Below are 20,691 nucleotides of genomic sequence, written 5' to 3'. Positions count from 1 at the left end.
CGCTAGCAGCCGAGCGCCAGGCCGTCGCTGCGCGGATCGTGGGCGCCTTCGATGGTGCCGCCGGCATCGATGCGGATCGCGCCGGGGTGGCCGGCCAGCGGGCTCTGCGCCGGGATCGGGCTGAGCTCGTGACCGCGCGCGGCGAGATCGCGCATCACCGCGTCTCCGACGTCGGCCTCCAGCTTCAGGGTGTCCCGGGAATCCGAGAAGGTGCGACCGAGCAGGAAGCGCGGACGCGACAGCGCCGCCAGCGGATCCATGTCGTAGTCGATCATCCGCGTCAGCACCGCCGCGAGCGTCTGCGGCTGGCCATCGGCGCCCTGCGTGCCGTACAGCAGGCGGGGTCGGCCATCGCGCAGATAGAGCCCGGGATTGAGCGTGTGAAAGGGCCGCTTGCCCGGCCGCAGCACGTTGTGGTGCCGGGGATCGGTGCGGAACGCCGCGCCGCGGTTGTGCCACAGGATGCCGGTGTCGCCGGCCACCACGCCGCTGCCCCAGTCGAAGTAGATGGTCTGCAGCACGCTGGCACAGCGGCCCTCGCGGTCCACGGCACCGAGGTAGACCGTATCGCCGGTGCGGAAGCGGTGCGGCCATGGCAGTGCGCGGTCGGGGCGGATCGCCGCGGCCAGCGCATCGAGATGCGTGGCCGACAGCATGCCCTGCACCGGCACATCGGCGAACTCGGGATCGGCCACGTACCGGTCGCGCTCGATGAACGCGCGCTTCACCGCTTCGACCAGCAGATGGTAGTAGTCGGCGCTGCCCTCGGCGATCGCGCCGACATCGAAGCGGTCGAGTATCCCCATGATCTGCAGCGTGGTCACGCCCTGCGTGGGCGGGCGCAGGCTGACCAGCTCGCCGCCGCGGTAGGGGACCGTCAGTGGCGATTCCTCACGGGCGCGGGTGGCGGCGAGGTCGGCTGCGCGCAACGGCGAGCCGGCTTCGCGCAGGCCCTTGGCAATGCGCTCCGCCAGTTCGCCTTCGTAGAAGTCCCGCGCACCTTGTTCGGCAATTCGTCGCAGGCTGCGCGCCAGTTGCGGCTGGCGAAAGCGTTCGCCGACCTCGGGCATGCGGCCTTCGGGCAGGAATACGCGGGCGAAGCCTGGCCAGTCGTGCCACTGTCCCGCCCTGAAATCGAGCCAGAAGCGATGCGACGGCGTCACCGGGAACCCGGCCTCGGCATGCTCGATGGCGCGATGGAACAGCGATTGCCACGAGTTGGTGCCGCCCCAGTTGTCGCGACTGAGCCGATAGGCACGGTCCCAGCTATCGACGGTCGCGGCCGTGGTCAGCGCGGCGGCCGGTCCTCGCGCCGGAATCTCGCCATCGAAGACCGGCGGGGCGGCTGCGGCCTGGCCGATGCCGGACAGCGTGCGCACGTCGCCGGCACCGTCGGCAATGACCCAGAAGGCGTCGCCGCCGAGTCCCGTGAAATGGGGATAGGTCACCGACAGCGTCGCGCCGATCGCGATCACCGCCTCGATCGCATTGCCGCCGGCGCGCAGCACTTCGCGTCCCGCCTCGCTGGCCAGCGCATGCGGGCTGGTCACCATGCCGGCGCGCGAGCGTGCGAGACCCGCCGCAAGGAGGGTGGTCTGCATCAGGCCTCCACCGCTTGCGGGGCGACGGCGGACCTGCCGGCGGTGTCGCTTGTGGTGTCGCCCGCATCGTCCCCGTGCCCGCCCAGATAGGCCTGCACCAGCGCGGGATCGCGAGCCAGCAGGTCGGCGCGGCCGCTGGCGACGACCCGGCCTTCCTCGAGCACGTAGGCGCGGTCGGCCAGCGTCAGCGCCAGCGCGGCCATCTGATCGACCAGCAGGATCGTGATCGACGCCTCGCGCAGCCGGTCCAGCGACGCGAAGAGTTCGTCGATGACCTTCGGCGCCAGCCCCAGCGACGGTTCGTCGAGCAGCAGCATGCGCGGCTGCGACATCAGTCCGCGCGCGATGGCCAGCATCTGCTGCTCGCCGCCGGACAGCAGGCCGGCGCGCTGGTGCTGCCGTTCGCGCAGCCGCGGAAATCGCAGCAGCATCGATTCGATGCGGCGCTGCATCTCGCCGCGGCTCAGGCGGCCGGATGGAAACGCGCCGAGCCTCAGGTTGTCGAGCACGGACAGTTCGGCAAAGACCTGCCGCCCCTCGGGCACCAACACCATGCCCATCGCCGCGATGCGGGCCGCATCGACGCCGGCGAGATCGACGCCGTCGAACGCGATGCCGCCCTGCACCGGGCGGTGCAAGCCCGACAACGCGCGCATCAGCGTCGACTTGCCCGCACCGTTCGCGCCGAGCAGCGCGACCATCTCGCCCTCGCGCACCTGCAGCGCGACGTCATGCAGCACCGGCGCCGCGCCGTAGCCGGCCCGCAGGGCGTTGACGCCCAGCAGTTCCGCGCCGGCGGCGCCGCGCGCCGACCGCTGTGGTCCGGCGGCGGCATCGTCCATGGCCGCTTCGCCGAGGTAGGCCCGGCGGACCGCGGGATCGGCCCGCACCTCGGCCGGTGTGCCGACCGCCAGACGCTGGCCCGCATCGATCACCACGATGCGGTCCGATACGTCCATCACCAGCGACATGTCGTGCTCGACCAGGCCGACGGCAATGCCGCTGTCCGCGATGCGCCGCAGCAGCCGGCCGAGGCTGGCCTTGTCCTCGCGCGACAATCCGGCGGCCGGCTCGTCGAGCAGCAGCACGGCAGGCCCGGTGGCCAGCGCGCGTGCAATCTCGACCAGCCTGCGGTCCACATGCGCCAGATCGGCGGCACTTGCGTCGGGATCGCCGCGATAGCCGCAGGCGCGCAGCAGCGCAACGGCCCGCTGCCGAACCGGGGCGGCGGTAAAGCGCGCCGTACCGAGCAGCGTGCCGAGGCGTCCGGCACCCAGTGCGAGCGCGACATTGTCGGCGGCGCTCATGCCGCCGAACAACTGCGAGGTCTGATAGGTCCGTGCAATGCCATGGCGTGCGCTATGGCAGGCGCCGCGCGAAGGCAGCGCGATGTCGCCGAGCCGGCGGCCGCCGGCGTGCGGCCGGTAATAGCCCGACAGCATATTGAGCACGGTCGACTTGCCTGCGCCATTCGGGCCGATCAGGCTGGTCACGGCGCCGGCTGACACCATCAACGACAACTGGTCGACCGCGCGCACGCCGCCGAACACCATCGACAGGCCGTCCGCCACCAGCGCGCGCCGCGCAGCGGGCTCGCGCACGGGCAACGGCATGTCGCCAGGCTCGCGCGATGGCGCGCCAGTGGGGCGTGGGGGCCGAAGCTGGCGCAGCAGCGCGGTGCCCACGCCGACGATCCCCTGCGGCGCGGCCCACAGCACCACCAGCAGCAGCATGCCGAAGCAAAGCAGCCGCAGGTTCTCCAGGCTGGACAGCAGCTCCGGCAGCATGCCGACCACGACCGCGCCGATCACCGGACCGGCGACCGTGCCGGCACCGCCGATCATCACCACCAGCACGAACAGGATCGACTGCAGGAACGAGAACATGCCCGGCGTGACCATGCCCTGCATCGGCGCGAACAGCCCGCCGGCGAGCCCGGCCAGCGCGGCCGAGAAGGCAAAGGCCACCGTACGCACCAGCAGCGGATCGATGCCGATCGACGCCGCCGCGGTGTCGCTGTCGCGCACCGCCCGCATCGCCGCGCCCCAGCTGCCGCGCGACATGCGCGCGTAGGCCGCCAGCGAGATGGCCAGCACCGCCAGCGCGAGCAGCGCCAGCGCGCGTTCGCCGCCTTCGACGCCCGGCAGCGAAGGCTGCGCGATGCCCATCAAGCCGTTCTGGCCGCCGGTCAGCGCGCGCCATTCGACCGCGCCATGCTCGACGATGAAGCCGAAGGCGATGGTGATCATCGCCAGCCCCGGCCCCTTGACGCGCAGCGCGGGCAGCGCCAGCAGCGCGCCGGCCAGCGCGGCAAGCGCCGTTCCCGCCAGCCAGGCGGGCCAGAACGGCCAGCCGGCCTGGCCGGTCAGGATCGCGACGCTGTAGGCCCCGATCGCGTAGAAACCGACGTGCCCGAACGAGATCTGGCCGGTCAGGCCGATCAGCAGGTTCAGGCCGACGCCGCAGATCGCCAGCATCGCGACCCCGGCGATCACGAAGACGAAATAGCCGTTCAGCATCATCGCGGCGGCTGCGGCGCCAAGCAGCGCCAGGGCCATCGCGCCGATCTGCAGCGGGGTGCCGATACCGGCAACGAGACGAGCGTGCGCGTTCATACCTTGCGTACCTCCGCGCGGCCGAACAGTCCCGCCGGGCGCAGTGCCAGCAACGCGATCACCAGCGCGAACGTGATGATCTGCGTGTAGCTCGAACCCAGCGAGGCCGTGATGGCGGCCTCGGCCACGCCGAAGATCAGGCCCGCGATCATCACGCCCCAGGCGCTGGACAGTCCGCCGAGAATGGCCACCGCGAAGGCCTTCAGCCCGAACACCGTGCCCATGTCCGACTGCACGTTGAACAGCGGGGCGATCAGCACGCCGGCCACGCCGGCCAGCAGCGTCGACACCGCAAAGGCCGCGGCCACGGTGCGGCGGATCGGAATCGCCATCAGCCGGGCGGCATCGCGGTTCTGCACGACCGCCAGCATCGCCAGGCCCCAGCGCGAGTGGCGCAGCACGTAGTGCAGCATGCCCGCGAGCGCCAGGCCCACGACCGGGATCAGCAGCTGCAACGGATAGACGCCCAGCCCGTCGGCCAGTTGCAGCGAGCCCGTGGCCAGCGGCGACGGCAGGCTGCGCGGTTCGGTGCCGAAGGTCAGCGTGACGACGTTATCGAGCACGATGCCGAGCGCCACCGTGGCCATCAGCCAGGCGTCGGAGCCGCGGCTGGCGAACGGACGTACCGCGACGAACTCGATCGCCAGCCCGTACAGCGCGCACAACGCCAGCGCCAGCAGCACCGACGGCGCCATCGGCCAGCCCAGCGTCTGCGCGAAGGTGTAGGTCAAGACTGCGCCGAGCATCATCGAGCTGCCCTGGGCGAAATTGACGGTGGCGCTGACCACATAGGTCAGGTGAAAACCCAGCGCCATCAGCCCGTACATACTTCCCAGGCCAAGGCCGCTGATCGCGGCGGAGATCCATAACATCGTGTTTTCCTCGAGCGGGCGTCGTCGGCGGCTTGGGCCGCCGGCTTGGTTCGCGGCCTGGCCGGCTTCTTACTTCGACGCGACCTGTTTGTCGGCGACCGGCACGATGCGGTTGTCGATGAACTGGGCCCAGACGTAGTCGTTCTCGCTCAGCGCGTCGTGGACCTGCGGCGAGAAGGGCTTCAGATAGGTCTTGATCAGGCCTTCGTAACGGTCGATCTGGTAGAAGCCCTGGCGAATCGCGTCGCCCTTGGTCGACCCGGCGCGCTGGATGGCCAGCGCGGCCAGATGCGTGGCGTCGTAGGCGTTCGCCACGCCCACCGCGGGCGTAATGTCGTCCGGCCCCTTGATGTCGCTGTATTTCGCCTTCAGCGCGTTGACGACGCGCGTGCCGACCGGCGACCGCGCGCCGAAGAAGCTGTAGGTCTGCACGAAGTGAACGTTGCGGGCGTTCGGGCCGGCCAGCTCGGTGAAGCGTCCGCCGGCCGGGCCCCAGTGCGAGACCACCGGCACCTTCCAGCCCATGCGGTCCAGCGACTTGACGACCTGCGCCGACGGGCCGACGTTGCCGACCATCAGCAGCGCGTCGGCGCCGGCGGCCTTCAGGCGTCCGAGCTGCGGCACCACGTCGACATCGTTGGCCTCGAATTTCTCGATGCCGGCCGGCTTCATGCCCTTGGCGGTCAACGCTGCGACGATGCCCTTTTCGTTCGACTCGCCCCACGGGTTATTGACCAGGATCAGCCCGGGCTTGCTGGCGCCAAAGGTCTTCTGCGCGTATTGCAGCATCGCCTTGTCGACCAGCTCGTCGACCGCCGACACGCGGAACACGAAGTTGGGATTGGCACCGTTGCGCGTGATCGGCGTACCCGCGGCCCACGGCCCCATGAACGGCACCTTTTCCTGGTTGGCGATCGGCACGATCGCCATCGATACCGGCGTGTCCAGTCCGCCGAACAGCACCGCGACCTTCTCCTTGTAGATCAGCTCGCGCGCGGCCAGCACGCCCTTGGCGGGATTGCTTTCGTCGTCGCGCCGGACGAGCTCGAGCTTGCGGCCGTTCAGCACGCCGCCCTTCGCATTGATCTCGTCGATGGCAATCGTCATGCCGCGCGTCAGCGCTTCGCCGGCGCGTGCCGACTGTCCGGTCATCGCGGTGATCAGTCCGATCTTGACGGTGTCGGCCGCCAGCGCCGGCACGGCGGACAGCGCGCACGCGGCGGTGGACGCGGCGACGGCGAGCATCAATGCGCGGCGGCGCGGTTGGGGACGGTGGCGGGACATGGCGGTTCTCCGGATCGGTGCAGGGGGATGGAATTGGCGTCATCGAAGCGACGGCCGCCGATGCGATCGCAAGAGGCATGCCACGCGTCGACACACGACCGCGATGCCTTGCAGGGAAAGGACCCGCGGATCGCAGACGATCTGGCCTGCATCTTGCGAACGATGTCGATATCGAGATGATTGCGATCGAAGCCGGTGCGTGCCGCACGACTGCGGTGCGGCGCGCAGCGAAGCGGGCCAGGGCGGTGCACCGCGCGCCGCCATTGCCGCGCGGAACGTTCGATTTCGCGCGGATGCCGCGATCGCCCAACCAGGAAAGACACAGGTCGATGACCCACCATCCGGATCCGTTGCCGCCGTTCGGCCCGCTGCGCTCGCATGGGCGCTTCCCCTATCGCCCCATCACCGATGCCGACGATTTCGTCTGGCCCGGCGGCGCAAGGCTGGCCGTCTATCTCGGCTTCAATATCGAACACTTCGCCTTCGGCGAAGGGCTCGGCGCGAACATCGGACCCGCGTCGCCGCAGCCCGACGTGCTGAACTACAGCTGGCGCGAATACGGCAACCGCGTCGGCGTCTGGCGTTGCCTGGAGCTGTTCGATCAGCTGCGGATGCCCACCGGCGTGCTGCTCAATACCGCGCTGTACGACCATTGTCCCGAGGTGCCCGACGCCTTCCTGGCGCGCGGCGACGAACTGATCGGGCATGGGCATACCAATGCCGTGCGCCAGAGCGATCTGGACGAGGCCGGCGAAAGGGCGCTGCTGCGCCATTGCCGCGACCGCATCGCCGCCCATGCGGGCGAGCCGCCCAGCGGCTGGCTGTCGCCATGGATCTCCGAAAGCGCGCTGACGCCGGACTTGCTGAGCGAGACCGGCTACCGCTACACGCTGAACTGGTGCCACGACGATCGCCCGGTGCGGATGGCCACGCGCGGCGGACCGCTATGGTCGATTCCCTATCCGCAGGAGCTCAACGACATTCCGATGATCGTCGGGCGGCAGATGGACGGCGCCGCCTTCGCCGACATGATCGTCGACCACTTCGACGAGATGCTGGCGCAGGCCAACCATGCCACGCATCCGCAGCCGCTGGTGATGGGCGTCGCGCTGCATCCCTATCTGGTCGGGCAGCCGCACCGGCTGCGTCATCTGCGCCGGGCGCTCGCGCATATCGCGCGGCACCGTGACGATGGCGAGATCTGGATGACGACGCCGGGAGCGATCTGCGAGGCGATGGAGGCTGCGGCCGGCGGGGCTGACGTCGCCGCTCGAACGCCGATGTCAGCGTCGATGCCAGCGCCGATGCCAGCGCCGATGGCAGCGGTGACGGCCGCGGTGACGGCCGCCGTGGCGGCCGGAGGGTGAGGTCATGACGGTCCGTTCGTTGAACAAGGCCCGCACCAGTCCACGCGCGGGCAAGGCCAGCACCGCGGCGGCGGCCAATCGCACTGCCGCGGCGAACCCCGAGCCCCGGACCAGCGATGCCGACGCGCGCATCTACCAGGCGATCTTCGACGGCGTGCTGAACCATCGGCTGACGCCAGGCACCAAGCTGCCCGAGCCGGAGCTGTGCCAGCTGTTCGGCGTGGGCCGGGCGGTGGTGCGGCGCGTGCTGGAGAAGCTGGCGCACGACGGCATCGTGGCGCTGCGGCCGAACAAGGGCGCCGTGATCGCGGAACCGACCCCGGAAGAGACTGGCCAGATCTTCGAGGCGCGCCGCGCGCTCGAACGCGTGCTGGTCGAGATGGCGGTGGCGCGCGCCACCGCGTCGGACTTGCGCGATTTGCGCCGGCAGCTGGCCGACGAGCACGACGCCATGCACCGCTTCGACCAGCCCTCGTGGGCGCGGCTGGCAAGCGGCTTTCATCTGCGCATCGCGGTGCTGGCGCGCAATGCGGTGCTGCAGCGCTATCTGACCGAACTTGTGTCGCGCTGCTCGCTGATCGTCGGCCTGTACGAGCCCCCCGGCCATGCGCCATGCGAGCACGAGGAGCACGCGGCGATCGTCGACTGCATCGAGCAGCGCGATGCGGCCGGCGCGATCGCCAGGATGGATGCGCATCTGCGCGAGCTGGAGCAGCGCATCGAGACCTCGCGGATGCAGGGCGAGAAGAGCCTGGCCCAGATGCTCGGCCTGTGACACACCACCAACGAGGCAGTTGCGCCACCATGGAAATCGATTTCGACGCCATTACCGAATACCAGCGCTACAAGCTGATGGCCAGCCTGATCGTGCCCCGGCCGATCGCGCTGGTCACCACGCTGGGGGTGGACGGCACGGCGAACGCCGCGCCGTTCTCGATGTTCAACATGCTCGGCGAGGAGCCGCCGATCGTGATGATCAGCATCAACCGGCTGGGTGACGGCGCGCTGAAGGACACCGCCGCGAATATCGTGCGCACCGGCGAGTTCGTCGTGCATCTGTGCGACGAGCCGATGGCGGAACGGATGCACCGCTGCGGCGAGCGGCTGCCGCCCGATGTCAGCGAGCTCGCGCACGTTGGCCTGACCGCCGCGCCCAGCACGCGGATCGCGCCGCCGCGGATCGCGGAGGCGCCCGTGGCGTTCGAATGCAGGCTCTGGGAGACGCTGGAGACCGACAGCCGCCAGATCTTCATCGGCCGCGTGCTGCGGCTGCATGCGCGGGACGGGCTGATCGATACCGAACGCTGGCGCGTGCGGCTGCAGGACTATTTCCCGGTCGGCCGCTTTGGCGCGAGCTTCTATGTGACGACGCGCGAGCGCTTCTCGCTGGAGCAGGAAGCGGGCAAGCCTGCCGCGTCGACCGCGATCGACGAGATTTGACGGCAGGTCACGTGTTGGCGTTGCGCCGTCGCGCAACTGCCGTGGTGGCCGCCTTCTTTGCCGCATTCTTCGCCGCATTTTTTTCCGTCGGCCTGCGCTTGGCCGGCACCGCGTTCGCGAGCCGCAGCGCGGCTTCCACCGCCGCGCGCGCCCACGGTTCCATCTCGCCGGGCGACTCCAGGCACTGGGCCGGCAGGCTCAGGTAGTGCCGCAGCGCTACCTCCTTGCCGCTGCTGCGATAGCGGAAGGGCTCGCAGCCCTGCGCCTCGAAGCGGGGCAGCGTGATCGCATCGGTCTTCAGATAGCAGCGTCCGTCGCTGATCAGCCCGAACATCAGCCCGTCGTAGAACAACCCATGCCCACCGAACATCCGCTTCGCCGCGATGGGGCCGATGCGGGCGGCCAGCGGCGCCATCAGTTCGAGCAGGTGGTCGACGAAGGGGTCCGGGCGGCGAGGGAGCGAGGACATGGGCGAAAGGCCGAATGGCCGAATGACGTGCGATCCGCCGATGGTAGCACCGGCGGCCCCGGGCCTCGGGGGGATGCGCCGCCGCCCGAATGCTGCTAGCCTGACGCGGCCGGCGGCCGATGTTCCCGCAGCGGTTCGCCGCGAGCAGATGCAGAGAACAGGCTCGGAACACGAGCACAAAACAGGCATAGGAGACAGCAGCATGACGCTAGACCAGCAGGCGGCGATCCGCCGCGCGCATCAGCATGGTGTGGGAGACATCCTGCGGCGCTCGGCGCAGCGTACGCCCGACAAGACCGCCATCGTCTGCGGCGACGTGCAGTGGAGCTACCGCGATTTCGACCAGATCTGCGACCGCCTGGTCGCCGCGCTGTCGCAGCAGGGCATCGCCGCCGGCGACCGCGTCGCCATCCTGTCGCGCAACTCGCACGCCTTTGCGGCGATGCGCTTCGCGCTGGCCCGCATGGGCGCGGTGCTGGTACCGATCAATTTCATGCTCAATGCCGGCGAGGTCGCCTATATCCTGCGCAGCTCCGGCGCGCGCACGCTGCTGGTGGGCGCGGGCTTCGAGACGCTGGCGGTCGACGCGATTGCCGCGGCCGAGCAAGGTACGGCGGACGGCCAACTTGCCGGCGTGCAGATCGGCCTGCAGATCTGGCTGCCGTCCGAGGACCAGGCCGACGGCGCGCCCGAGGGCATGCTGCGGTTCGACGATCTGCTGATGGCGAGCGCGCCGGCGCCCGACATCGCGCCGGTCGATCCGCGCTCACTGCTGCAGATCATCTACACCAGCGGCACCGAGTCGCTGCCCAAGGGCGCGATGCTGAGCCACGAGGCGGTGCTGTGGGAATACGTGACCTGCATCGTCGAGGGCAATATGCAGGCCGGCGACGTCGTGCTGCATGCGCTGCCGCTGTATCACTGCGCGCAGCTCGACGTGTTCCTCGGGCCCGCGGTATATCTGGGCGCGACCAACATCATCACGGGCCAGCCGCGGCCGGACGTGATCCTGCCGCTGATCGCGCGCCATCGCGTCAATGCCTTCTTCGCGCCGCCGTCGATCTGGATCGCGTTGCTGCGCTCGCCGCTGTTCGAGGGTGCCGACCTTGCTTCGCTGGCCAAGGGCTACTACGGGGCGTCGATCATGCCGGTCGAGGTGCTGAAGGAAATGCAGCGCCGCATGCCGGGCGTGCGGCTGTGGAACTTCTACGGCCAGACCGAGATCGCGCCGCTGGCGACGGTGCTGCATCCCGATGACCAGCTGCGCAAGGCCGGCTCGGCCGGCAAGCCGGCGCTCAATGTCGAGACCCGCATCGTCGACGACGAGATGCGTGATGTCGCGCCGGGCGAGATCGGCGAGATCGTCCATCGCTCGCCGCAGCTGCTGGACGGCTATTACAACGATCCCGAACGCACCGCGGAGGCGTTCCGTGGCGGCTGGTTCCACAGCGGCGACCTGGCGGTGCGCGACGACGAGGGCTATATCACGATCGTCGACCGCAAGAAGGACATGATCAAGAGCGGCGGCGAGAACGTAGCCAGCCGCGAGGTCGAGGAAATGATCTTCCGCATCCCCGAGGTGTCCGAGGTCGCGGTGATCGGCCTGCCCGATCCCTACTGGGTCGAGGCGGTGACCGCGGTGATCGTGCTCAAGGAAGGCCAGTCGCTGTCCGAACAGCAGGTGATCGACTTCTGCAAGGCGGGCATGGCGCATTTCAAGGTGCCCAAGCGCGTGATCTTCGCCGAGGCGCTGCCCAAGAACCCGAGCGGCAAGCTGCTCAAGCGCGAGCTGCGCCGCCGCTACGAGGCGCCGCGATGAGCGCCGGCGAGCCGACGCCCGACGCGTACTTCGATGCCGTCTACGCGAACGGCGACGATCCCTGGCACTACCGCACGCGCTGGTTCGAGGCGCGCAAGCGCGCGCTGCTGCTGGCGATGCTCGATCGGCCGCGCTATCGCTCGGCCTTCGAGCCCGGCTGCGCCAACGGTGAAATGACGGCCGCGCTGGCGCCGCGCTGCGAGGCGCTGCTGGCGGCCGACCGGCACTCGCGAGCGGTGCAGGCCGCCGCCGCGCGCGCCGGCCGCGCCCCGCACGTACGTGTGGAAGCGATCCAGGTGCCAGCGGAATGGCCGCGGCAGCGCTTCGATCTGGTGGTGCTCAGCGAGTTCTGCTACTACCTGGCGCCCGACCAGGTCGCGCTGCTGGCGCGCCGGGTACGCGAGTCGATGGAGCCCGACGGGCTGCTGCTGGCCTGCCATTGGCGGCATCCGTTCGACGAGCAGGCGTGTCCCGCGCACGAGGTGCATCGCCTCCTCGAGCAGGAAACCGGCTACGCGCGCACGGCCAGCTATCGCGAGGACGACTTCATGATCGACGCGTGGACCGCCGATGGCTTGAGGCCGACTCAGCGCGAGCCCGGCTGATTGGCTGGCTTGCGGCGGGGCGCTGCCGCGGCGCGAGGCTGGCCTTGCTCATGCTTGCCAAGCTGCGTGCCTGTCTGCGCGCTCAAGCGCATCGCCAGATAGTCGATCAGCACGCGGACCTTCGGCGGCAGCACGCGCTTGGGCGGATACAGCAGCCACACCGCGCCCTGATAGGCCCGCGCGCGGAAATCCCAGTCCGGCAGTACCTGTACCAGCTTGCCGGATTGCAGTGCCGCGTGCGCGGCGAAGTCGGGCAGGGCGGCGATGCCGAGATGGCCGAGCGCGCCTTCGAGCCGCGCGCCGACATGATTGGCGATATAGCGCCCGCGCACCGCGACCGTCTGCGTTTCGACGCCGCGGCGAAAGCGCCAGCGATTGTCGTCGGCGGCCTCGCCGAGAAACAGGCAGTCGTGTCCCGCCAGTTCGCGCGGCTGCGCCGGCACGCCGCGCTTGCCCAGATAGCGCGGCGACGCGCACAACACCCAGCGCACCGTACCGAGGCGGCGGCCAGCCAGCCCCGGCGGCGGATCGTCGGTCAGCCGGATCACCAGATCGACCTCGTCGGCCAGCGGATCGACGCTCTGGTCGGAAAAGCGCAGATGCACGTCGATCTGCTCGTACTGGCGCAGGAACGCCGGAATCAGCGGATGGAGGACGGTCTTCGCATAGGCCACCGGCGCGCTCAGCGTGACGCGGCCCTGTGGACTTCCGCCCAGTTGGCCGGCCGCATCGACGGCGCCGGCCGCGGCGCCCACCATGTCGCGGCAGAACCGCGCCACCTGTTCGCCGGCTTCGGTCACGCGCACCTTGCGCGTCGAACGTTCGAGCAGACGCGTGGCCAGCGCCTCCTCGAGCCGCTTGATCTGCCGGCTGACGGTGGACGGCGTGCTGCCGAGCTGGCGGGCCGCCAGCGAGAAGTTGCCGGTTTCGACGACGCGGGCGAAGACCGCGAGGTCCGGCAGCAGGGCGATTAGCGTGTTCTGGTGCATCTGGCGGGCGTGGAGATTGATGAATCGGCGACATCAAAGATTTGCGGATGAGACCGATTATCGCCGTGGATGCAATACCCGACAATGCGCGAAACGATCTTCTTGTCCGCGCATCCGCCGAGTCCCGAAGCCATGACCGCCCCACAAGCCCGCCTGCTGATGTTGTCCGACCTGATGCTGCTCGGGGTCGCCGTGGTTTGGGGCACCAGCTACGGTGTCGCCAAGCAGGCGCTGCAGTACTACCCGGTGCTGGGTCTGCTGGCGCTGCGCTTCGGGCTGACCTTCGTGCTGCTGTCGCCGGCGCTGGCGTCCCTGCGGAGCATACCGGCGGCGTCGGTGGCGCGCGTGACCGGGGCCGGCGTGCTGTTGCTCGGCATCTTCCTGTGCGAGACCTTCGGCCTGTTGCTGACCCGGGCCGCCAATGCGGCGTTCCTGATCAGCCTGTGCGTGGTGCTGACGCCGCTGATCGAATGGCTGCTGCTGTCGCGCCGGCCGGCGCGCCTGGAATGGGTCGCGGTGTTGCTGTCGCTGTGCGGTGCCTGGATATTGGCCGCCGGCGGGGCATGGCCGCTGTCCTTTCATCCCGGCGATGCGCTGATCCTGCTGGCCGCGCTGCTGCGGGCCATCTATGTCTGCGCGATGAAGCACAGCATGGGCCGGCAGCCGCCGCCCGCGCTCGCGGTTACCGCGCTGCAGGCCGGCGTCGTGACGATCGGCAGCGTGGCAGCCGCATGGGCCGCTGGCGCCAATGGCGCACCGACCTGGCCGCTGCCGCCGCTGCCCTCGTTACCCGGGTTCGGCGCGCAGGGCGCCTTCTGGTTCTGCCTCGTTTATCTGGTCGGCGCCTGCACGCTGTTCGCCTTCTTCGCGCAGAACTACGCGATCAAGCACAGCAGCCCGACCCGTGTCGCGTTGCTGATGGGAAGCGAGCCTGCGTTCGGCGCGCTGTTCGCGTGGCTGTGGCTGGGCGAGCGGGTTGCGCCGTCCGGCTGGATCGGCGGCGGCCTGATCGTGCTGGCCTCGCTGCTGGCCACCGTGCGATGGCACCGTGCGATCGCCCCGGCGCACGAGGTGCCGAGGGCGGTGGAACCGACGTAGCGGCGAGGCCGGATCGCCATCCCCGTCAATGCGCGGCGGTACCGCCGGCGCGGCGGGCGAGCACCGCCTTGATCGCCAGCAGCACGGGAATCGCCACGACGAACAACAGCGCCAGCGACAGGAAGCCCGCATTGAAGGCCAGCGCGCCGGCCTGCCGTTCCAGCAGCGGTTCCAGCGTGGCGGCCATTGCCACGGCGGGATCGACGGGCGACAGCGCCTGCCGCAACGGCGACTCCATCGACGCGGCGGCGAGCGGCGCGTCCAGGCCGACCGGCAGCGTCTGGACCAGCGCCGTCCGTGCGGCGCCGTGGCGATGATGCAGATACGTCTGCAGGAAGGCGATACCGATCAGCCCGCCGAATTGCCGGCCGAAGTTGAACAGCGCGGCGCCCTGGCAGGCCAGTGCGGCCGGCAGTCCGCCCAGCGTGACCAGCGTCAGCGACAGGAACATCAGCCCGAGGCCGAAGCCGCGGATCAGCAATGGCGGCGTCATGTCCGGCAGGCCGCTGTACGCGGTCGTGTACGACAGCATGACCATCGCCAGCATGAACAGCACGATGCCGAGCGGGATCAGCTTGAACGGCGCCACGCGCGTGTATTGCGCCAGCGCGCCGCCCGCCAGCAGGCCCAGCGACGCGGTGGCGGCGCTCGATACCAGCAGATCGCCCGCATGGGCCGGGCTGAGCCGCAGCACGTTCAGTGCGAAGGCGGGCAGCAGGAAGGCGCTGCCGAACAGCGCGAAGCCGGCGACGAAGCTGACGCAGAAGCCGAAGGTGAAATGCGGATCGCGGAACAGCTGTGCCTGCAGCCACCGGCCGCGATCGCGCCGCAATTGCCGCCATGCCGTCAGCAACAGGGCTGCCGCGGCCAGCAGTGCTGCCTGCACGATCAGCGGCGAGTGCAGCCAGTCGTGGCGATTGCCTTCCTGCAGCACGAACGCGGTCGCGATCGAGCCGACGGTCAGCAGCGCGATACCGACCGGATCGAGCGCGTCCCCCGGCGCTGACCTTTCCACGTCGCCACGCTGGTGCGACGGCTCGCGGCGGAGCGCCAACAGCGCCAGCCCGATCCCCGGCAGCCCGAATGGCACACCCGCCAGAAACACCAGGCGCCAGGATCCATGATCGGTGACCCATCCCTGCGCCAGCGGCGCCAGCGTGGTCGGCGCCATCACGGTCGCCAGCGCGAACACCGCCTGGCTCAGCGGCGTCCAGCGCGGCGGCGCTTCGCGAAACAGCAGCGCCTGCGCGGTGGCGAGCATCAGCGCGGCGCTCGCTCCTTGCACGAAGCGGCAGGCGCTCAGCATCGCCAGATCGAGCGGCAGCGATGCGGCCGCGGTCGACGCCACCAGCAGTACGCCGGACCACCGCAGCGCCGCAGCCTCGCCGAAGCGGCGGGCCACCGCGGCCGCGATGACAAAGCCGGCCAGTTTCGCCGCGAAGTAAAGGATGTTGAGCCAGGCCGCCTCGTCCAGCGTCGCATGCAGGCCGCCGGCGAAATGGGCGCGATTGACCATCATCAACGTGCCGTTGATGGCATCGGTCAGCGCCAGCAGGGTCACCGACGCCAGCAGCATGGCAAAGCGCCGGTCCATCATCTGGCCTGCGTCAGTCCCTGCGTGGATCCCTGCGCGAGCCCCCGCGGAAGTTCCTGGGCGACCTGCCGTGGCGCCGGCGTAGCCGATGCCGCGGCGCTCGGGCGCGTATCGATCGACACCACCGCCGACAGGCCCGGCACCAGCTTGCCGTGCAGCGCGCCGCCGGGCGCCGGCACGATCTTGACCGGCACATGCTGAACGATCTTCGTGAAGTTGCCGGTGGCGTTGTCCGGCGGCAGCAGCGCGAACTGCGCGCCGCTGCCCGGCGACACGCTGACGACCGTGCCGTCGATCGGCACGCCGGGATAGCCGTCGAGCTCGATCCGTACCGGGCTGCCGACGCGGATCCGGTGCAGCTCGGTCTCTTTCAGGTTCGCGACGACCCACGATGTCTCGACCGGCACCAGCGCCAGCGCTTGCGTGCCGGGCTGCACGTAGCGGCCGACGCGAATCTGCCGATTGCCGACCACGCCGTCGACCGGCGCACGTACCACGGTATTGCCCAGGTCGATGCGCGCCAGCTCCAGCCGTGCCAGCGCGGCCGCTTCGGCGGCCCGGGCCTCGTCGACCTGCGCGGCGATCACGTCCAGGCGGCGGCGCTCGGCATCGAGCTGGGCCAGCGCGCCTTGCTCGGCGGCCGCCGCCTGTTCGGCCTCGGCGCGCGCCAGCTCATAGGTCTGGCGGCTGCTGGCATGGACTTCCAGCAGCGAGGCGTGGCGCCGATGGTCGAGCGCCGCGCGGTGCGTGGCCGACTGCCGGATGCGCAGCGTCGCCTGTGCCTGCCGGATCTGCGCCTGCTGCAGCCGGTGCTGGCGCTCGAGCGTCGCGAGCGCGGCGCGGCGCGCCCGCACATCGGCCTCGGCCTGGCTGACGCGCGCCTGATAGTCGGCGTCGTCGATGCGGAACAGCACGTCGCCCGCGCGTACCCGCTGGTTGTCGTCGACCGCGACGGCCCGCACGTAGCCGGCCACGCGCGGCGCCACCGCGGTGACGTCGGCGCGCACATAGGCGTTGTCGCTGGTGACCGTGTGCTGGCGGTGCTGCCACCAGCGATAGCCGCCGTAGCCCGCGAGCATCGCGCCGGCGATCGACAGCGAGACCAGCACCGCTCGCCGCGATGGCCAACGCGATGGTCCCCGCGACGAAGCGGGACTCCTTGCCTGGGTCGCCATGGCGTTCGCTCCGCTGCCTAGCGGTCGACGAAGGAATCGCTCAGGCGTACGCCGGACCGTGGCACCGGCCTGTCGTCGAGCATCGGATGCCGATGATTGATATCGCCCAGGCTCATGCCGATCGGCGCCTGCGCGGACGAAGCGCGGACGTCGCGGCCGCCATCGCTGTTGACATCGCCTTGCCTGGTGGCGCAGCCGGACAGCGCGGCCGCTGCGATCGCCAGCGCGATCGAACTGGGGTAGAACCGGAAAGTCATCGTTGGCCCGGCATCGTTGCATGCCGCCTCGTGGTGGAAGTGGCACGACTATAGGCAGGGCCTTCACGCAGAGGAAATCGAATGATTCGATGGCCGTCATGCGGCGTTTCGATGCGGGCTGGGCCCGCCGCGGCGGGCGCGTGCAGGCGTCAGCCTGCGCCTTGTCCGAGCATCGCGGCGAACGCGTCGGCGACGTGCTGTCGGACGTAGCGATGCACCGGATCGCCGTCGGCGCCGCTGTGCCAGTGCAGACGGATCGCGACGGCGTCGTCGGTGCCGCGCACCGGCACACAGGCCAGCGTGCCTTGCGCCACGATCAGCGGCGCGACCAGCGCGGGCAGCACCGCGACCACCGGTGCGGTCTGCAGCAGGCGGCTCAGCGTCAGCAGGCTCTCGACTTCGGTGGGCATCGCGCCGCTGTGCTGCAGCTGGCCGAGAAAGGCGTTGCCGCCCGAGCCAAGCTCGACTGCATGCGACAGGCCGATCGCCTGCAGCGTCCGCAATTCGTCGGCGCCGATGCTGGCCGGCAGCGGCAGTTGCGCCGGCGCGTGGGCGCAGACCAGATGGCAACGATGCAGGTCCGTGCTGCGGTGCCAGTCCTTCGTCGCCAGCGGCACGCCGGTCACCGCCAGATCGATCTCGCGTGCATCGAGGGCATCCGGCATGCGGGCGGCGGGCATCGCGCGCGACGCCAGCTGGATCGACGGCGCTTCGCGGGCCAGCGCGGCGCACAGCAGGGGCAGCAGCATCGCCTCCAATGGCGCCGGCAGCGCGATGCGCAGGCGCGCCTGCGCGGACGAGGGGTCGAACTCGCCGGCGGGCCGCACCAGGCCATAGGCCTCGTTCAGCAGCGCGCGTACCGGTTCGACCAGGGCCTGCGCCTTGGCGGTCGGTTCCATGCCCTTGGCGCCGCGCACGAACAGCGGATCGTCGAACAGCCGCCGCAGCCGCGCCAGCATATGGCTGACCGCCGGCTGGCCGAGGAACAGTTGCCGGGCCGCGCCGCTGACCGAACGTTGGCTTGCCAGCGCGTCGAAGGCCACCAGCAGGTTCAGGTCGAGCGTGCGGAACTTGCGGTAGTCGAGTGGTTCCATGCCGTTCTCCATCGCATCCGTCGCATCCGTCGCATCCGCCGCTATCGGCTGCCGTCGTCGCGGGGCTGGGCGATCGCATCGAGCATCGCCTGGCCCAGCGCGATGTCGCCTTGCCGCTTCAGCGCCTCGGCCGCGCCGAGCTTGTCCCGCAGCTCGCGATTCTGGCTCAGCTTGAACTTGCCGGTCAGCCGCGTGATGTCGATCTCGATGCCGACGATCGCCTTGAGCATCGTATCGATATAGTCGGCGGGAGCGTCCGTCATCTTCCACGGCGCCGGCTGCGAGGCCTCGTGCGCTCGCGTCAGCCGGGCCACCACGCCGCGGACGTACCGCTCCTCATCGCGGATCGCGATGCTGCCGTGGGCATGAACGACCCGGTAGTTCCACGTCGGCACCTGCTTGTGCGATTCGTGCTTGCTCGGGTACCAGGTTGGCGTGATGTACCCATCCTCGGCACGGAACACGACCATCACGTCGTCACCGTTCCTTACGTCCTGCCACAGAGGATTGGCTCGGGCGACATGGGCGCGCAACATGCCGTGGGATCCGCTGGACAGGTCGAGTTCGAACGGAAGATGGTTGGCGTCCAGGCCATTGGCGCCATGGGTGACCAGCATCCCGAACGGGTGCTCGCGGATCAGCCGATGCAGCGCCTCGATGTCCTGCACTTCGAAATGGGATGGGATGTACATGGCCTCGAATTCCCGTGGAGTTGAAGGTTTCGCCGCGCGAATGGCGGCACCGGCTCGATGTTCGGTCGGAAGCCGGTCGGCGGGAAGAGCCAATTTGGCCTGATTCGAATGGACCAGTATTCCGGGGCGATCGAGCGACGCCGTGCCGGCATCCAGTCTTCAGCCGGCGCGCGATGCGGCGCGGCCTCGGGCCGCCGAGTTCAACACCTTCGCCAGCGTCTTGACTGCCGCGTCGATCTGTTCGTCGCTGTAGCCGCCGAGTCCGAGCACCAGGCCCGGCCGCGCGTTGGCGGCCGAGTACATCGGCGACACGGGCCTGACCGCCACGCCGGCCTCGACCGCCAGCGACGCGATCCGTTGATCGTCGGTCCCCTCGGCGAGCCACAGCACCAGGTGCATGCCCTGGTCCCCCGGCTGCAGCCACGCCAACTCGTCCGGTATCCAGCGTGCGATCGCGGCGATCAGGTGCTGGCGCCGGTCGGCATAGACCAGCCGCACGCGGCGGATATGACGATCCAGGTGTCCTTCGTCGATGAAGGCGGCCAGCACATGCTGGTCGGCGCTGGGAGAGTGCCGGTCGATCAGCACACGGGCGCCGCAGAATGCCGGCACCAGCGGCGGCGGAACGATGGCATAGCCCAGCCGCAGCGAGGGGAACAGGATCTTGCTGAAGGTCCCCAGATAGACGACGAGCTCGGGCGCGAGTCCCTGCAAGGAGGGGAAAGGGTGGCCGACGTAGCGCAACTCGCTGTCGTAGTCGTCCTCGACGATCCACGCGCCGTTGGCCCGCGCCCACGCCAGCAGCGCGTTTCGCCTGGCCATGCTCAATGGCATGCCGAGCGGATACTGATGCGACGGCGTGACGAACGCCGCGCGTGCGTGCTCGGCCATCGCGCGTCCTGCCTCGACGTCGATGCCGGCCTCGTCGACCGGTACGCGCACCATGCCGCGCTGGTGCCCGGTGCTCTCCAGAATGCCGGTGATGCCGCGGTAGGCCGGGTCCTCGACCCACGCGAGATCATCGGCATCGAGCAGTACCTGACACGACAGGTAGAGACCTTGCTGCGTGCCGGTGGTGACGATCACCTGTTCCGGCGTGCAATGGACCGAGCGCGAGCGGCGCACGTAGTCGGCAATCGCCGAGCGCAGCGCAGGAACACCCTGCGGATCGTCATAACCCGATGGCGCGGCCGCCCGCAGTGCTCGCGTGCGGTTGCCGAGCCGGCGCCAGACGTCGTCGGGCGCGGTCGGGCCCATCGGCACGGAGACCGCGAACGGCACGGGAGGCAGCGGCGCGAATTGCCGCGAGATCTCGGCAAACGCCGCGGCGCGTGTGCTCAAGCGCGTGGGCGCAGCCGGCTCGGCGACATGGCGGGCCGGCGCGCGGGTCTTCGATCCACCATGCGGGCCATCATTCGGCCCAACGGATAATGCCGCCGCGACCCTGGTGCCTGCCCCGGCCTGCGCTTCGAGATAGCCCTCGGCAATCAGTTGCTCGAACGCCTCCAGCACGGTCCCTCGCGACACGCCCAGCGAGCTCGCCAGATGACGTGTGGAGGGCAGCAGCTCGCCCGGCTTCAGTTCCCCTCGCCGGATCGCCTCGCGCAACAGCGTCGACAGCTGTCTGCCGAGTTGTCCGGCGCAGCGGTCGAGCTTGCCGATCGACGGCAATTCCATTGCGTGGCGGTGTCGTGCCATGAATTCGGCCTTCGAAGTGGGG

The 20,691-nt window shown here is 69.8% G+C and carries 18 protein-coding genes; 6 read left to right on the top strand and 12 right to left on the bottom strand.

What is annotated here, in order from left to right; genetic code table 11:
• Window positions 1-2 precede the first annotated feature (2 nt).
• From M1D55_RS06160 to M1D55_RS06145, 4 genes are all read right to left on the bottom strand, one after another.
• The gene (locus tag M1D55_RS06160; RefSeq protein WP_064576678.1) at window positions 3-1,601 is read right to left on the bottom strand and encodes a gamma-glutamyltransferase family protein; all 1,599 of its coding nucleotides are present in this window, start codon (window positions 1,599-1,601) and stop codon (window positions 3-5) included.
• Entirely contained in the window at window positions 1,601-4,216 is a 2,616-nt protein-coding gene (locus tag M1D55_RS06155) for a branched-chain amino acid ABC transporter ATP-binding protein/permease (RefSeq protein WP_082928611.1), read from the bottom strand. Before M1D55_RS06155 ends, M1D55_RS06160 begins: the two co-directional genes overlap by 1 nt.
• Window positions 4,213-5,088, bottom strand: coding sequence for a branched-chain amino acid ABC transporter permease (locus tag M1D55_RS06150; protein WP_064576677.1), 876 nt, complete (start codon window positions 5,086-5,088; stop codon window positions 4,213-4,215). The genes M1D55_RS06155 and M1D55_RS06150 overlap by 4 nt, the downstream gene beginning before the upstream one ends.
• 69 nt (window positions 5,089-5,157) lie before the next feature.
• Window positions 5,158-6,333, bottom strand: coding sequence for an ABC transporter substrate-binding protein (locus M1D55_RS06145; protein ID WP_064576676.1), 1,176 nt, complete (start codon window positions 6,331-6,333; stop codon window positions 5,158-5,160).
• A gap of 368 nt (window positions 6,334-6,701) precedes the next feature.
• On the opposite strand from M1D55_RS06145, the gene M1D55_RS06140 reads away from it, so the two are divergent.
• From M1D55_RS06140 to M1D55_RS06130, 3 genes are read left to right on the top strand one after another with little or no spacing between them, the layout of a single operon-like run.
• The gene (locus tag M1D55_RS06140; protein WP_064576729.1) at window positions 6,702-7,739 is read left to right on the top strand and encodes a polysaccharide deacetylase family protein; all 1,038 of its coding nucleotides are present in this window, start codon (window positions 6,702-6,704) and stop codon (window positions 7,737-7,739) included.
• Window positions 7,740-7,743: 4 nt separating this feature from the next.
• Window positions 7,744-8,514: a GntR family transcriptional regulator gene (locus tag M1D55_RS06135; RefSeq protein WP_156526567.1), complete on the top strand. Its 771-nt coding sequence runs from the start codon at window positions 7,744-7,746 to the stop codon at window positions 8,512-8,514.
• A gap of 29 nt (window positions 8,515-8,543) precedes the next feature.
• Entirely contained in the window at window positions 8,544-9,179 is a 636-nt protein-coding gene (locus M1D55_RS06130) for a flavin reductase family protein (protein WP_064576675.1), read from the top strand.
• Between the two features lie 7 nt (window positions 9,180-9,186).
• Here the strand turns inward: M1D55_RS06130 and M1D55_RS06125 are convergent, their stop codons facing one another.
• Window positions 9,187-9,648, bottom strand: a complete 462-nt coding sequence (locus tag M1D55_RS06125) for a TfoX/Sxy family protein (RefSeq protein WP_456280393.1) — start codon at window positions 9,646-9,648, stop codon at window positions 9,187-9,189.
• A 202-nt stretch (window positions 9,649-9,850) separates the two neighbouring features.
• On the opposite strand from M1D55_RS06125, the gene M1D55_RS06120 reads away from it, so the two are divergent.
• Both M1D55_RS06120 and M1D55_RS06115 read left to right on the top strand, forming a co-directional pair.
• Window positions 9,851-11,467, top strand: a complete 1,617-nt coding sequence (locus tag M1D55_RS06120) for an acyl-CoA synthetase (RefSeq protein WP_064576674.1) — start codon at window positions 9,851-9,853, stop codon at window positions 11,465-11,467.
• Window positions 11,464-12,072 carry an SAM-dependent methyltransferase gene (locus tag M1D55_RS06115; protein ID WP_456280392.1) on the top strand — a complete coding sequence of 203 codons (609 nt, stop codon included), beginning with the start codon at window positions 11,464-11,466 and terminating at the stop codon, window positions 12,070-12,072. The genes M1D55_RS06120 and M1D55_RS06115 overlap by 4 nt, the downstream gene beginning before the upstream one ends.
• Here the strand turns inward: M1D55_RS06115 and M1D55_RS06110 are convergent.
• Window positions 12,054-13,061, bottom strand: coding sequence for a LysR family transcriptional regulator (locus M1D55_RS06110; RefSeq protein ID WP_456280391.1), 1,008 nt, complete (start codon window positions 13,059-13,061; stop codon window positions 12,054-12,056). The genes M1D55_RS06115 and M1D55_RS06110 overlap by 19 nt on opposite strands.
• A gap of 132 nt (window positions 13,062-13,193) precedes the next feature.
• Here M1D55_RS06110 and M1D55_RS06105 point away from each other — a divergent pair, with 132 nt between their 5' ends.
• Window positions 13,194-14,159 (top strand): DMT family transporter, encoded by a 966-nt coding sequence (locus tag M1D55_RS06105; RefSeq protein ID WP_456280390.1) that lies wholly within the window; start codon window positions 13,194-13,196, stop codon window positions 14,157-14,159.
• Between the two features lie 25 nt (window positions 14,160-14,184).
• Here M1D55_RS06105 and M1D55_RS06100 read toward each other — a convergent pair whose 3' ends face one another.
• The 6 genes from M1D55_RS06100 to pdxR all read right to left on the bottom strand — a co-directional run bounded on the left by M1D55_RS06100 (window position 14,185) and on the right by pdxR (window position 20,669).
• On the bottom strand, window positions 14,185-15,756 hold the full coding sequence (locus tag M1D55_RS06100; protein WP_456280389.1) for an MFS transporter: 1,572 nt from the start codon (window positions 15,754-15,756) through the stop codon (window positions 14,185-14,187).
• A complete protein-coding gene (locus M1D55_RS06095; protein WP_456280388.1) occupies window positions 15,753-16,928 on the bottom strand; it encodes an HlyD family secretion protein in 1,176 nt (391 codons plus the stop codon). Before M1D55_RS06095 ends, M1D55_RS06100 begins: the two co-directional genes overlap by 4 nt.
• Before the next feature lie 17 nt (window positions 16,929-16,945).
• Window positions 16,946-17,185 (bottom strand): hypothetical protein, encoded by a 240-nt coding sequence (locus M1D55_RS06090; protein WP_456280387.1) that lies wholly within the window; start codon window positions 17,183-17,185, stop codon window positions 16,946-16,948.
• A 149-nt stretch (window positions 17,186-17,334) separates the two neighbouring features.
• Entirely contained in the window at window positions 17,335-18,279 is a 945-nt protein-coding gene (locus tag M1D55_RS06085; protein WP_006578796.1) for a LysR family transcriptional regulator, read from the bottom strand.
• A gap of 41 nt (window positions 18,280-18,320) precedes the next feature.
• Complete coding sequence (locus M1D55_RS06080) at window positions 18,321-18,971, bottom strand: FMN-binding negative transcriptional regulator (RefSeq protein ID WP_064576668.1); 651 nt, start codon at window positions 18,969-18,971, stop codon at window positions 18,321-18,323.
• Between the two features lie 159 nt (window positions 18,972-19,130).
• On the bottom strand, window positions 19,131-20,669 hold the full coding sequence (pdxR, locus tag M1D55_RS06075) for a MocR-like pyridoxine biosynthesis transcription factor PdxR (RefSeq protein WP_456280386.1): 1,539 nt from the start codon (window positions 20,667-20,669) through the stop codon (window positions 19,131-19,133).
• Window positions 20,670-20,691: the final 22 nt, after the last annotated feature.

The organism is Cupriavidus sp. JZ107 (assembly GCF_053903255.1).
Note: the sequence above shows the minus strand (reverse complement) of the source record. Positions and strands in the feature narration are given on the sequence as shown.

Excerpts from the sequence above, each read along its gene's own strand:
- M1D55_RS06160 (WP_064576678.1), bottom strand. The coding sequence starts at position 1,601 with ATGCAGACCACCCTCCTTGCGGCGGGTCTCGCACGCTCGCGCGCCGGC.
- M1D55_RS06155 (WP_082928611.1), bottom strand. The coding sequence starts at position 4,216 with ATGAACGCGCACGCTCGTCTCGTTGCCGGTATCGGCACCCCGCTGCAG.
- M1D55_RS06150 (WP_064576677.1), bottom strand. The coding sequence starts at position 5,088 with ATGTTATGGATCTCCGCCGCGATCAGCGGCCTTGGCCTGGGAAGTATG.
- M1D55_RS06145 (WP_064576676.1), bottom strand. The coding sequence starts at position 6,333 with ATGCTCGCCGTCGCCGCGTCCACCGCCGCGTGCGCGCTGTCCGCCGTG.
- M1D55_RS06140 (WP_064576729.1), top strand. The coding sequence starts at position 6,702 with ATGACCCACCATCCGGATCCGTTGCCGCCGTTCGGCCCGCTGCGCTCG.
- M1D55_RS06135 (WP_156526567.1), top strand. The coding sequence starts at position 7,744 with ATGACGGTCCGTTCGTTGAACAAGGCCCGCACCAGTCCACGCGCGGGC.
- M1D55_RS06130 (WP_064576675.1), top strand. The coding sequence starts at position 8,544 with ATGGAAATCGATTTCGACGCCATTACCGAATACCAGCGCTACAAGCTG.
- M1D55_RS06125 (WP_456280393.1), bottom strand. The coding sequence starts at position 9,648 with ATGTCCTCGCTCCCTCGCCGCCCGGACCCCTTCGTCGACCACCTGCTC.
- M1D55_RS06120 (WP_064576674.1), top strand. The coding sequence starts at position 9,851 with ATGACGCTAGACCAGCAGGCGGCGATCCGCCGCGCGCATCAGCATGGT.
- M1D55_RS06115 (WP_456280392.1), top strand. The coding sequence starts at position 11,464 with ATGAGCGCCGGCGAGCCGACGCCCGACGCGTACTTCGATGCCGTCTAC.
- M1D55_RS06110 (WP_456280391.1), bottom strand. The coding sequence starts at position 13,061 with ATGCACCAGAACACGCTAATCGCCCTGCTGCCGGACCTCGCGGTCTTC.
- M1D55_RS06105 (WP_456280390.1), top strand. The coding sequence starts at position 13,194 with ATGACCGCCCCACAAGCCCGCCTGCTGATGTTGTCCGACCTGATGCTG.
- M1D55_RS06100 (WP_456280389.1), bottom strand. The coding sequence starts at position 15,756 with ATGATGGACCGGCGCTTTGCCATGCTGCTGGCGTCGGTGACCCTGCTG.
- M1D55_RS06095 (WP_456280388.1), bottom strand. The coding sequence starts at position 16,928 with ATGGCGACCCAGGCAAGGAGTCCCGCTTCGTCGCGGGGACCATCGCGT.
- M1D55_RS06090 (WP_456280387.1), bottom strand. The coding sequence starts at position 17,185 with ATGACTTTCCGGTTCTACCCCAGTTCGATCGCGCTGGCGATCGCAGCG.
- M1D55_RS06085 (WP_006578796.1), bottom strand. The coding sequence starts at position 18,279 with ATGGAACCACTCGACTACCGCAAGTTCCGCACGCTCGACCTGAACCTG.
- M1D55_RS06080 (WP_064576668.1), bottom strand. The coding sequence starts at position 18,971 with ATGTACATCCCATCCCATTTCGAAGTGCAGGACATCGAGGCGCTGCAT.
- pdxR (WP_456280386.1), bottom strand. The coding sequence starts at position 20,669 with ATGGCACGACACCGCCACGCAATGGAATTGCCGTCGATCGGCAAGCTC.